This is a genomic window from Pseudomonas mucoides, from assembly GCF_015461845.1.
Taxonomy (GTDB): domain Bacteria; phylum Pseudomonadota; class Gammaproteobacteria; order Pseudomonadales; family Pseudomonadaceae; genus Aquipseudomonas; species Aquipseudomonas mucoides.
In genome coordinates this window covers 1,521,402-1,533,770 of sequence record NZ_JACOPW010000001.1, presented here as the reverse complement: position 1 = coordinate 1,533,770, position 12,369 = coordinate 1,521,402, and the positions used below count along the sequence as shown (strand labels likewise).

Here is a 12,369-nt window from a genome sequence, read left to right as displayed (position 1 = left end):
CGTCGGAATTGCGGACAAAGGATTCGAAGTTGTGAAAATCGGAACGGATCAGCCGGACAGGGCAGGGCGCGGAGACATGGTGTCGAACCTGATGTTATTGGTCTTGTGGGGGCAGATGGTGAGGGGAATGAACCAGCTGGTTCAATTGGCAAAAGCGGGTTTTGGGCGATAATCGAACGTAAGATTGGATTAGATTTTGTGTCGTTTGCGCGGGCCTCATCGCGGGCAAGCCCGCTCCCACAGGTTTCTATGTTTGCCGCAAATCACATACACACAGAAATCCACTGTGGGAGCGGGCTTGCCCGCGATGAGGCCAGTGCTGACAACACAGTGTTCGGCAGACAACAAAAAGCCCACCAAAAGGTGGGCTTGATGTTTTTCATAACGCGATCAGAACAACTTCATCTTCGGCGCGTCTTCTTTGAGCGGTTCGACTTTCGCCGTCTGCTCATTCCAGCCACCGCCCAAGGCCTTGTACAGATTGACCGCACTGACCAACTGCGCCAGGCGATCAGTGATCAGCACTTGTTGCGCGTTGAACAGCTGACGCTGGGCGTCGAGGAAGGTCAGGTTGCTGTCGACACCAATGCGGTAACGACGCTCGGCCAGGCGGTAGTACTCCTGGTTGGCGGTGACGTTGTCACGCTGCGCCTGCAACTGGTGGGTGTAGGTCTCGCGGGCAGCCAGGCCGTCGGCGACTTCCTGGAAGGCCGTTTGAATGGACTTCTCGTAGTTCGCCACGCCGATGTCTTTCTGGATTTTCGAGTAATCCAGGCTGGCGCTCAGGCTGCCGGCGTTGAAGATCGGCAGGTTGATCTGCGGCGAGAACAGCCAGGTGCCCGAACCGCCCTTGAACAGACCGGACAAGTCCGGGCTCAGGGTGCCGGCGTTGGCCGTCAGGCTGATGCTCGGAAAGAACGCAGCCCGTGCCGCGCCGATGTTGGCGTTGGCAGCTTTGAGGTTGTATTCGGCCTGGAGGATGTCCGGACGACGTTGCAGCAAGTCCGATGGCAGGCCGGCGGGTACGTCGCTCAGCAAATCGTCGGACAGTGGCTTGGCCGCTTGCAGGTTGGCCGGGATGCCGGTGCCAAGCAGGAGCACCAGGCTGTTTTCATCCTGAGCGACCTGGCGGGTGTACTTCGCCAGTTGAACCCGGGCGGTTTCCACCGAGGTGCGCGACTGGGCGAGGTCCAGCGCAGACGCAACACCGACTTCGGCACTGCGCGCGGTGAGCTTGTAACTCTCCTCGAACGCACCGAGGGTGTCCTGGGTCACTTTCAGCAGTTCCTTGTCGGCTTGCCAGGCCAGGTAGGCGTTGGCCACGCTGGCCACCAGGCTGAGCTGCGTGCTGCGTCGACCTTCTTCAGTAGCGAAGTACTTCTGCAGCGCTTCTTCGCTCAGGCTGCGAACCCGACCGAACAGGTCGAGTTCATAGGCACTGATGCCGACCGTCGCCGAGTAGGAACTGGTGATGCCCGCCTGGCCGGACTGCGAAGCGTCAGCCGGAACGCGCTGACGGCTGCCGGTGCCGTTGGCCGACACGGCCGGGTACAGGTCGGCGCGCTGAATGCGGTACTGCGCTGCAAAGGCGTCAATGTTCAAGGCAGCGACACGCAGGTCACGGTTGTTTTCCAGTGCGACCTGGATCAACTGTTGCAGGGCCGGGTCATGGAAAAACTGCTTCCAGCCTTGCTCCGCTGCCGCCTGGCCAGGCGCCTGGGCCGGCGAATACGCCGGGCCTTGCGGGTATTGGGCTGCCACCGGTGCCGCAGGTTGCTGATAATCAGGTATCAGCGAGCAACCACCGAGCACAAACGCGGCAACGGCTAGGGAGAGTAGCGACTTGCTCATTGGCCAGCCTCTTTAGGAGTTTCAGTGGCGTCATCCTGGTCGACTTTTTTGCGCTGACCGATGGACGACACAGTGACGAAGAACAGTGGGACCCAGAAGATCGCCAGAACGGTGGCGGTGATCATACCGCCAATCACCCCGGTGCCGATGGCATGCTGGCTGCCCGAACCTGCACCGGTGGAAATCGCCAGGGGTACCACGCCCAGAACGAAGGCCAGCGAGGTCATGATGATCGGTCGCAGACGCATCCGGCAGGCTTCAATCGCCGCATCGCGCAAGCTACGCCCTTGTTCATGCAGTTCCTTTGCAAATTCGACAATCAGAATGGCGTTTTTCGCCGCCAGGCCGATGGTCGTCAACAGGCCCACCTGGAAGTACACGTCGTTGGACAGGCCACGCAGGCTGGTCGCCATCAGTGCACCGATGATCCCCAGCGGCACCACCAGCATCACCGCAATCGGGATCGACCAGCTTTCGTACAGCGCCGCCAGACACAGGAACACCATCAGCAACGACAGAGCGTACAGCGCTGGCGCTTGCGAACCGGACAAGCGTTCCTCGTACGACAGGCCGGTCCAGGAAATACCGACACCCGCCGGCAGTTTCGCGGCAATGGCTTCGACTTCGGCCATGGCTTCACCGGTGGAGTAGCCCGGCGCCGGGGAACCGAGGATTTCCATCGCTTCCACGCCGTTGTAACGGGCCAGCTTCGGCGAACCGTAAATCCATTCACCCTTGGCAAACGCCGAGAACGGAACCATGGTGCCGACGCTGTTGCGCACATACCATTTCTTCAGGTCTTCCGGGCTCATACGCGAGCCGGGCTGGCCTTGCACGTACACCTTCTTCACTCGACCACGGTCGATGAAGTCGTTGACGTAGCTACTGCCCAACGCAATCGACAGGGTGTTGTTGATGTCGGCGATGGTCACGCCCAGGGCGCTGGCCTTCTCGTCGTCGATTTCCAGTTGGTATTGCGGTTCGTCGTTCAGGCCGTTCGGGCGCACTTGCGTCAGAATCTTGCTCTGCGCGGCCATACCGAGGAACTGGTTACGGGCAGCCATCAGCTTTTCGTGACCAATGCCGGCACGGTCTTGCAGGAACACGTCGAAACCGGTGGCGTTACCCAGTTCCAGTACCGCCGGTGGCGCAAAGGCAAACACCATGGCATCGCGGAAGGTGAAGAAGTGCTGCTGTGCACGGGCCGCTACCTTGAACACGTTGTTGTCGGCGTTACGTTCGTCCCATGGGCGAAGCATGATGAACGCCATACCCGAGCTCTGGCCGCGACCGGCGAAGTTGAAGCCGGTTACGGTAAACACCGAGTTCACTGCATCGCCTTCACCGCCATCCTTGCCCGGACGCAGCAGGAATTCACGCATCTCGTCCACGACCACCTGGGTTCGCTGGGCCGTTGAACCGGCCGGCGTCTGCACCTGGGCGAACAGTACACCCTGGTCTTCTTCCGGCAGGAACGCTGTTGGAATACGGGTGAACAACCAGATCATGCCGACAATGATGATGAGGTAGGCCAACAGGTACGGCGCCTTGTGCGCGAGCATGCTGCCCACGCCGCGCTCGTAGCGTTTTACACCACGGTCGAAATTACGGTTGAACCAGCCGAAGAAGCCGCGCTTGGGTGTGCCGTGCTCACCCTTCGGAATGGCCTTGAGCATGGTGGCGCAGAGCGCCGGTGTGAAGATCAGTGCAACCAGTACCGACAAGGCCATGGCCGAGACGATGGTGATCGAGAACTGCTTGTAGATCACGCCGGTGGAGCCGCTGAAGAACGCCATTGGCAGCAGAACCGCCGACAGCACCATGGCGATACCGACCAGTGCGCCCTGGATCTGCCCCATGGATTTCTTGGTGGCCTCCTTGGGTGACAGGCCTTCTTCACTCATGACCCGTTCGACGTTTTCCACCACGACGATGGCGTCGTCCACCAGCAAGCCGATGGCCAGGACCATACCGAACATGGTCAGGGTGTTGATGCTGAAACCGGCGGCCGCGAGGATGCCGAATGTACCGAGCAGTACCACCGGCACGGTCATCGTGGTGATGATGGTGGCGCGGAAGTTTTGCAGGAACAGGAACATCACCAGGAACACCAGCACGACGGCTTCGACCAACGTGTGAACCACACCTTTGATCGACTCGGTCACCACTGGAGTGGTGTCATACGGAAACACCACTTCCATCCCTTGCGGGAAGAACGGCTTGAGGTCGTCGATGGTCTTGCGCAGGGCTGTGGCGGTATCCAGGGCGTTGGCGCCGGTGGCCAGCTTCACGGCCAGGCCGGACGCCGGAGCGCCGTTGAACTGGGCGTTGATGCTGTAGTTTTCACCGCCCAGACCCACGTCGGCGACATCTTTCAAGCGAACCTGAGAGCCGTCCTTGTTGACCTTGAGCAGGATTTTATTGAATTGCTCAGCGGTCTGCAGACGGGTCTTGCCGATAATCGTGGCGTTCAGCTGCGTGTCGGGCAGGGCCGGCAAACCGCCGAGTTGACCGGACGAGATCTGCACGTTTTGTGCGGCAATGGCGGTTTTGACGTCAACCGGGGTCAGGTTGAAGTTGTTCAACTTGGCCGGGTCGAGCCAGATACGCATGGCGTACTGGGAACCGAACACCTGGAAGTCGCCGACGCCGGCGGTCCGCGAGATCGGGTCCTGCATGTTCGACACGATGTAGTTGGACAAGTCGTCCTTGGTCATGCTGCCGTCACGCGAGACCACGCCGATGACCAACAGGAAGTTCTTCACGGCCTTGGTCACGCGGATACCTTGCTGCTGCACTTCTTGCGGCAGCAGCGGGGTGGCCAGGTTCAGCTTGTTCTGGACCTGAACCTGCGCGGTATCGGAGTTGGTGCCTTGCTCGAAGGTCGCGGTGATGGTCATGGTGCCGTCGGAGTTACTTTCCGAGGACACATAACGCAAGTGGTCGATGCCGTTGAGCTGTTGCTCGATCACCTGCACCACGGTGTCCTGTACCGTTTGTGCCGAAGCACCCGGGTAGGTCACAGAGATGGCGATCGCCGGAGGCGCGATGCTCGGGTATTGGTTGATCGGCAGCTTGAGGATCGATAGTGCCCCGACCAGCATGATCACCAGGGCAATTACCCAGGCGAAAATCGGACGGTCGATAAAAAATTTCGACATGGTTTACTCCCCTTTGCCGCTGGAAGCCTTATCAGCTGCCTGTGCGGGGGCCGGGTTCTTTACGCCAACGTTGGTCGCTTCACTGGCTTTGACTTCGATACCAGGTTTGACGAATTGCAGCCCTTCGGTGATCAGGCGATCGCCTGCCTTCAGGCCGTCCTCGATCAGCCATTGGCTGCCGACGGTGCGGCTGGCCTTGAGCTGACGCAACTCGACCTTGTTGTCAGGACCGACGACCAGTGCAGTCGGGGTGCCTTTCAGGTCACGGGTCACGCCTTGTTGCGGCGCCAGAATGGCTGCTGCGTTCACACCGGACTGCAACTGGGCGTGCACGAACATGCCCGGTAGCAGGGTGTGTTCCGGGTTCGGGAACACGGCGCGCAAGGTCACGGAACCGGTGGTCTGATCAACCGAGACTTCGGAGAATTCGAGCTTGCCGTCCAGCTTGTACTGGCTGCCGTCTTCGAGGGTCAGCTTGACCGTTGCCGCGTTGTCGCCAGCCTTTTGCAGGCGACCGCTTTCCAGTTCACGGCGCAGTTGCAGCAATTCCACCGAGGACTGCGTCACGTCGACGTAGATCGGGTCGATTTGCTGGATCACTGCCATCGGATCGGCCTGGCCGCTGGTGACCAGCGCGCCTTCGGTCACGTTCGAGCGACCGATACGACCGGTCAGCGGCGCGTAGACCTTGGTGTAGCGCACGTTGATCTGGGCGGTTTGCAAGGCGGCTTCCGATTGCAGGCGGTTGGCCACGGCCGTGTCGTATTCCTGACGGCTGACGGCTTGCTCGTTGACCAGTTGCTTGTAGCGGTCGGAGATCGACTTGGTCTGTTGCAGGTTGGCTTCGGCACTTTTCAGGGTGGCGTCATACACCGACGAATCGATCTGATAGAGCTGTTGGCCAATCTTGACGTCGCCGCCTTCCTTGAACATGCGCTTGAGAATGATGCCGTTCACCTGAGGACGCACTTCGGCGATGCGGTACGCGCTGGTACGGCCCGGCAGGTCGGACGTCAGCGTAAACGTTTGCGGTTGCAGGGTAACGACGCCGACCTGAGGAGGCGGTGCGGCTGGTGCCGCTTCTTCCTTTTTGCATCCGCTGAGCAGCGATGCCAAGGCGACGGCAGTGACCAGAGCGGTAACAGCTGGCTTGAATTGCATGAAAATCCTCGGGTCAGGCGCGCAAAGTGCGCACTAGAAAGGTGGAAGGGTAAAAATAGGGTGCTGAGTGGATAAGTAGCTTGCTAAGGAATATACTTACGTTCATGGTTGTTTGTAAACACCTTGGCTGTGTACCCACTTCGCTACAAAAGCCGTTCGAAGGTTTGAATTCTAAGACGGGGACGGCGCCCAAGAGCGAACGCTCCACTTTTATTCAGCTGATGTTCAGACATCACTGAAGCATCCTGATTGAGGTTTTACTGCCATGGTCCGTCGCACCAAAGAGGAAGCTCAAGAAACCCGCGCCCAGATACTCGAAGCGGCAGAGAAAGCCTTTTATGAAAGGGGCGTGGCACGCACGACACTGGCGGACATCGCGACCCTGGCCGGCGTGACTCGCGGTGCCATCTACTGGCATTTCAGCAACAAGGCCGATCTGGTGCAGGCCATGCTGGATACCTTGCATGAGCCACTGGATGAGATGGCCAGGGCCAGCGAAAGCGAAGAAGAACTCGACCCGCTCGGCTGCATGCGCAAGCTGCTGATTCATTTGTTTCATCAAGTTGCACTGGACCCGAAAACCCGACGCATTAATGAGATTCTGTTTCATAAGTGCGAATTCACCGATGAAATGTGCGATCTGCGCCAACAGCGCCTGACGGCCAGCCTTGATTGCAATGTGCGCATCGGCCTGGCCCTGCGTAATGCCGTGAATCGGGGGCAAATGCCCGCAGACCTCGACACGGCGCGCGCGGCCATCAGCCTGCACGCGTACATCGATGGCATCCTGTACAAGTGGTTGCTGGCCCCCGACAGTTTTCAATTGCACGCCGAAGCCGAGCGTTGGGTCGAGACCGGGCTGGACATGCTGCGCTTGAGCCCAAGCCTGCGCAAATGAAACAAAATGCGTAATCGGCGTCGCCACTGTCAACTTTCCAGGCGGGTGCCGATGCCATAGGGTGCTTTTATATACGGACGCTCGCCAGGATGACAGGTAGCGAGCTACGTATTTTGTAGGAATTTTGTGTCTTGGATGTGAACGTGTGTGATCACGCCACGTTAAAAACCAAAAAGCCCCGGCTCTCACGAGTCGGGGCTTTTTGCATTTCAGTGACGGATGCTTACAGCGCAGGGTAGTCGATGTAACCGACCGGGCCTTTTGCGTAGAACAGTTCTGGACGTGCTTCGTTCAGCGGCGCATCGGCCTTCAAACGGGCCGGCAAGTCCGGGTTGGCGATGAACGGCACACCAAAGGCGACCGCATCGGCCTTGCCGCTGGCCAACCAGGCGTTGGCGCTGTCCTTGGTGAAGCGTTCGTTGGCGATGTACGGGCCGCCGAAGGCTTCTTTCAGTTGTGGGCCGAGGCTGTCGCCGGCTTCTTTCTCGCGGGAGCAGATGAAGGCGATGCCACGCTTGCCCAGTTCGCGAGCGACGTAGGTGAAGGTTTCGGCCAGGTTGTCGTCGCCCATGTCATGGGAGTCAGCACGCGGTGCCAGGTGCACACCCACGCGGCCGGCGCCCCAGACTTCGATGGCTGCGTCGGTCACTTCCAGCAGCAGGCGCGCACGGTTTTCCAGGGAACCGCCATAGTTGTCGGTGCGCTGGTTAGTGCTGCTTTGCAGGAACTGGTCGAGCAGGTAACCGTTGGCGCCGTGGATTTCCACGCCGTCAAAACCGGCAGCCTTGGCGTTCTCGGCACCGGTGCGGTAAGCGTCGATGATGTCGGCGATTTCAGCGGTTTCCAGGGCACGCGGCGTTGGATAGTCGGCCAATGGGCGAACCAGGCTGACGTGACCTTTTGGCTGAATGGCGCTCGGTGCGACCGGCGCTTCGCCGTTCAGGTACGAGGTGTGGGACACCCGGCCGACGTGCCACAGTTGCAGGAAAATCTTGCCGCCCGCGCCATGGATCGCTTTGGTCACGTTAGCCCAGCCACGGACCTGGTCGTTGGACCAGATGCCCGGGGTGTCCGGGTAGCCGACACCCATTGGCGTGACCGAGGTGGCCTCGCTGAGAATCAGGCCGGCGGAAGCGCGCTGGACGTAGTATTCGGCCATCAGCGCGTTTGGCACGCGGCCTTCGTCGGCGCGGCAACGGGTCAGCGGCGCCATGATGATGCGGTTGGCCAACTCGATGTCGCCCAGTTTGATCGGATCGAAAATAGTCGTCATGAAAACACCCTCGTGAGGTTCAAGTGGATTAGTGAGTCGCTGGAGCCAGTTCGGGATTGCCGCTCTGGCGGAAAGTAATCAGGGTCACCAGCAGGGCGAGTACCGCCAGTGCGGCAGCCGCGAGCGGTACGCTGGTCAGGCCGAAGCCGTGGGCGATGACACTGCCGCCGACCCAGGCACCGAGGGCGTTGCCAATGTTGAAAGCGCCGATGTTCAGGGTCGACACCAGGTTCGGTGCCGCTTTGCCAAAGGTCACCACGTTCACTTGCAGGGCCGGCACGGCGGCAAAACACGCGGTGGCCCAGAGGAACAGGGTGATTTCGGTCGGGATCAGCGCAACACTGGTCCACGTCAGCACGGTGGAGACCACGGCCATGCTGATGAACACACCAATCAGCGTCGCAGCCATGCCTTTGTCCGCCAGTTTGCCGCCGATGATGTTGCCGACGGTCAGGCCCAGGCCGATGAGCATCAGGGTCCAGGTCACGCCACGTGGCGAGACGCCGGTAACTTCGCCCAGCAACGGCGCGACGTAAGTGAAGAGGGTGAAGACCGAGGCCGCGAACAGCGCAGTCATGCTCAGGGACAACCAGATCCCGGCACCCTTGAGCGCAGCCAGTTCGGCACGCATGTCGAGTTTTTCTTCATCACGCTTGGCCGGCAGGAAGCGGATCAGGCCAATCAGGGCGATCACACCAATTACCGTCACGGCCCAGAAGGTCGAGCGCCAGCCGGCCTGTTGGCCGAGCGCGGTGCCCAGTGGCACGCCGAGCACGTTGGCCAGGGTCAGGCCGGTGAACATCAAGGCCACGGCCGAAGCGCGTTTGTTGGCCGGCACCAGGCCTGCCGCCACCACCGAACCGATACCGAAGAAGGCACCGTGGCAGAGCGCCGTGACAACGCGTGCAAACATCAACACGTTGTAGTCACTGGCGAGGGCGCAGAGCAAGTTGCCGATGATGAAGATCCCCATCAACGCCACCAGTGCAGCCTTGCGCGGCAGTCGGGCGGTGGCCAGCGCCATGAACGGCGCCCCGATGGCCACGCCCAGGGCGTAACCGGTCACCAACCAGCCAGCGCCGGGGATCGACACACCGAGGTCAGCCGCCACATCGGGCAGCAGGCCCATGATGACGAACTCGGTGGTGCCGATGGCGAAGGCACTCAAGGCCAGTATGAGAAGCGAGAGGGGCATTGTTGATTCCTTGTCGGCTGACTGACGTTAAGGGTCAGAGCTCTTTACTGAAGGTCTTGAGGAATTCCTGGATGGTTTCCTCATTACGTTTGAAAAAATGCCACTGGCCGACTTTGCGGCTGCTGATCAGGCCGGCGCGTTGCAGCGTCGCCAGGTGCGCGGACACCGTGGACTGCGACAAGCCGCAACGTTGATCGATCTGCCCGGCACAAACGCCGTGCTCGTTGCTGTGGGACTGGTCAGGAAATTCGACGGTAGGGTCTTTGAGCCAGTGCAGGATTTCTCGCCGTACTGGGTGTGCCAGGGCTTTTATTATTTCGTCGAGATTAATGGTCATGGGGGTGAGCTCGTGATGGTTAAAACGCTATATCGCGATGAGGCGAACTTTAAATCGGTATTTCGCGATATACAAATATGATTTGGCTCTGAGCCGCTAACAATTCGGTATATCGAGTTATAACGATACGTGGGATGTAAAGATCCAAAGGCGCAGTGCTAAGCTGCGCCTATGAACTATCTCGCACATCTTCACCTCGGTGGCCAGCGTCCCGGTCAATGGCTCGGCAGTCTCTATGGCGATTTCGTCAAAGGACGGCTGCAAGGGCAATACGCGCCGGAGATCGAGGCGGCCATTCAGCTGCACCGCAGCATCGACGTGTTTACCGACCGCCATCCGCTGGTGGATGTTGCGTTGTCGCGGTTTTCCACGACACGCCGGCGTTACGCCGGGATCGTGCTCGACGTGTTTTTCGACCACTGCCTGGCACGGGACTGGACGCTGTACGCCGACCGGCCGCTGGAGTTGTTCACGTCGGATGTGTACCGGGTGCTGGCGGCCGAGCCGCAGTTGCCGGAACGGTTGGCGAGCATCGCGCCGCACATGGTGGCGAATGACTGGTTGGGGTCGTATCAGGAATTCGAGGTGCTGGAACAGGTGCTGCGGGGGATTTCTCGGCGGTTGACCCGGCCGGAGGAACTGGCGGGGGCGATGCAGGAATTGCGGGTGTTGTATGAACCGTTGAGTGACGATTTCAGGCTGTTCTACCCACAGCTCCAAACCTTTGCCCAACACTACCCAACACCTTGAACCCAATGTAGGCGTGAGCCTGCTCGCGATGGCGGCATAACATTCAACAATGATGTGAATGAAAGACCGCTATCGCGAGCTGGCTCACTCCTACAGGGGATGTGTGTTTAAGCAGCGATGGCCGGGCGCATCGGGATTGGCTGCTTCTCCGCAATCGCCCCAAACAACGCTTTCTGCACCGCTTGCTGCGCTTCGAACGCCAGCGCTGCACGTTCGCGACCTTCGCAAGCAATCGGCTTGAGCAGGTGAATCTCCACATCCCCCCGGTCATTGGCAAACAAGCGCATCAAATGCGACAGCAGATCATCGTCGCCAATGAACGGTGCCAAGGTGTCGAGCTGACCGTCACGCAAATAACGAATCGCCACCGGTTGCAGCTGCACCTCTGAATCAATTGCCGCCGACAGCAAGCGACCATGAAAGGTACGCAACGACCGGCCATCGGTGGTGGTGCCTTCCGGGAACATCAGCAGCGGATGCTCCTGTTCCAGGTGGCGGGTCATTTGTTTGCGGATCAGTTGACTATCGCCCGACCCACGACGAATAAACAGACTGCCAGCCTTGGCCGCCAACCAGCCCGCCACCGGCCAGGTGCGCACTTCGGCCTTGGACAGGAACGACATCGGCGTGAGCATGCCCAGCAGCGGGATGTCAGTCCAGGACACATGATTACTGACCCAGAGCATCGGTTGCTTGGGCAATTCACCCTGAACAGTCACGTGGAAGGGCAGGGCATTGCTCAACCGCGTCATGAAAAATCGCGACCAGCGTTGGCGGCGGACCATCGAGTGGGCGATGCCCATGCGCTCGAACAGACCGAACACGCAGGCCATGCTCAATCCCAGCGCGACCACCACCAGCACTCGCGCAATCCGCGCGTACACCCGCAACCGGTTCATCACATCGCCGCCTTGAAGTGCTTGGCGTAACGCGGGCAGAGCTCGTCGCGCTTGAGCAGGATGAACACGTCGGCCACCTGGAAATCTTCGTCCCAGCAAGGCTCGCCGCAGATCTTCGCGCCGAGGCGCATGTAGGCCTTGAGCAGCGGCGGCATTTCGGCGATCACGTTAGAAGGAATATCCAGCGTCGGCAGCGGCTTTTTCGGCTCGGCGCGCAGGTGTTCGGTGCACAGGTAGCGTTCGCGCAGGCGCTGCATGATCGCGTGGGCCTGGATGCCGCCGTCCTGCATCGGGATGCTCGCGCAGCCCATCAAATAGCTGTAGCCGCCCTGATTCAATACTTCGGCCAGTTCACCCCAGAGCACAGCGATGGTGCCGCCGTTGCGGTAGGCCGGGTCGACGCAGGTGCGGCCGATTTCCAGGATCGGGCCTTTGAGATGCACCAGGCCGTGCAGGCTGAATTCTTCTTCGCTGTAAAACTTGCCCAGGCTGCTGGCCGCCGTGTGATCGAGCAAACGGGTGGTCGCCACCAGGCGCCCGGTATTCAAGTCACGCACGCCGATGTGGGCGCAATGAACATCATAGTCATCCATGTCCAGACCCAGCTCAGCGCCCTTCAGCTTGGCGTTGAACTCGCCGCTGAACACGTTGAAGCGCAAGGCCTGGGCTTCCTGCAAGGCCTCGCTGCCGATCAGGCGTTCGGCTTGCAGGCGGCGGTCGTTGCCGGTGTCGCGGATGCGGGCGATCTGAGTCATGGCGATTCTCCGTGCGGGCTGCTCACCCGTCTTGGGTTACAGCGGATCGACTTTCTTTATGCAGCCGTTTTGTGCAAGGTCAGGCTATG

At 60.1% G+C, this 12,369-nt stretch carries 10 protein-coding genes; 2 read left to right on the top strand and 8 right to left on the bottom strand.

The genetic code is table 11. The features are described 5' to 3' along the window. Positions 1-390 precede the first annotated feature (390 nt). Genes emhC through emhA form a run of 3 tightly spaced genes read right to left on the bottom strand, consistent with a single transcriptional unit; the run spans position 391 to position 6,173 of the window. Positions 391-1,851 (bottom strand): efflux RND transporter outer membrane subunit EmhC, encoded by a 1,461-nt coding sequence (gene emhC, locus H8F22_RS07215; RefSeq protein ID WP_059181499.1) that lies wholly within the window; start codon positions 1,849-1,851, stop codon positions 391-393. Beyond that, positions 1,848-5,012 (bottom strand): efflux RND transporter permease subunit EmhB, encoded by a 3,165-nt coding sequence (emhB, locus tag H8F22_RS07210; protein WP_059181498.1) that lies wholly within the window; start codon positions 5,010-5,012, stop codon positions 1,848-1,850. Before emhB ends, emhC begins: the two co-directional genes overlap by 4 nt. Positions 5,013-5,015: 3 nt before the next feature. Continuing rightward, positions 5,016-6,173: an efflux RND transporter periplasmic adaptor subunit EmhA gene (gene emhA, locus H8F22_RS07205; RefSeq protein ID WP_027925600.1), complete on the bottom strand. Its 1,158-nt coding sequence runs from the start codon at positions 6,171-6,173 to the stop codon at positions 5,016-5,018. A 265-nt stretch (positions 6,174-6,438) separates the two neighbouring features. Here emhA and emhR point away from each other — a divergent pair, with 265 nt between their 5' ends. Next, a complete protein-coding gene (emhR, locus tag H8F22_RS07200; RefSeq protein ID WP_027925599.1) occupies positions 6,439-7,071 on the top strand; it encodes an efflux system transcriptional repressor EmhR in 633 nt (210 codons plus the stop codon). A gap of 223 nt (positions 7,072-7,294) precedes the next feature. Here the strand turns inward: emhR and H8F22_RS07195 are convergent, their stop codons facing one another. The 3 genes from H8F22_RS07195 to H8F22_RS07185 are packed head-to-tail and all read right to left on the bottom strand — an operon-like array spanning position 7,295 to position 9,876. Continuing rightward, complete coding sequence (locus H8F22_RS07195; RefSeq protein WP_027925598.1) at positions 7,295-8,344, bottom strand: alkene reductase; 1,050 nt, start codon at positions 8,342-8,344, stop codon at positions 7,295-7,297. A 28-nt stretch (positions 8,345-8,372) separates the two neighbouring features. Beyond that, positions 8,373-9,539, bottom strand: a complete 1,167-nt coding sequence (locus tag H8F22_RS07190; protein ID WP_027925597.1) for an MFS transporter — start codon at positions 9,537-9,539, stop codon at positions 8,373-8,375. Between the two features lie 34 nt (positions 9,540-9,573). Beyond that, on the bottom strand, positions 9,574-9,876 hold the full coding sequence (locus tag H8F22_RS07185; RefSeq protein WP_007983055.1) for an ArsR/SmtB family transcription factor: 303 nt from the start codon (positions 9,874-9,876) through the stop codon (positions 9,574-9,576). A 171-nt stretch (positions 9,877-10,047) separates the two neighbouring features. On the opposite strand from H8F22_RS07185, the gene H8F22_RS07180 reads away from it, so the two are divergent. Next, positions 10,048-10,626, top strand: a complete 579-nt coding sequence (locus tag H8F22_RS07180) for an acyl carrier protein phosphodiesterase (RefSeq protein ID WP_027925596.1) — start codon at positions 10,048-10,050, stop codon at positions 10,624-10,626. A 107-nt stretch (positions 10,627-10,733) separates the two neighbouring features. On the opposite strand, the gene H8F22_RS07175 is transcribed toward H8F22_RS07180, so the two are convergent. Together H8F22_RS07175 and olsB are read right to left on the bottom strand one after the other, a co-directional pair. Beyond that, positions 10,734-11,525, bottom strand: coding sequence for a lysophospholipid acyltransferase family protein (locus H8F22_RS07175; protein WP_027925595.1), 792 nt, complete (start codon positions 11,523-11,525; stop codon positions 10,734-10,736). After that, positions 11,525-12,280 (bottom strand): L-ornithine N(alpha)-acyltransferase, encoded by a 756-nt coding sequence (olsB, locus tag H8F22_RS07170; protein ID WP_027925594.1) that lies wholly within the window; start codon positions 12,278-12,280, stop codon positions 11,525-11,527. The genes H8F22_RS07175 and olsB overlap by 1 nt, the downstream gene beginning before the upstream one ends. Between the last annotated feature and the right edge of the window lie 89 nt (positions 12,281-12,369).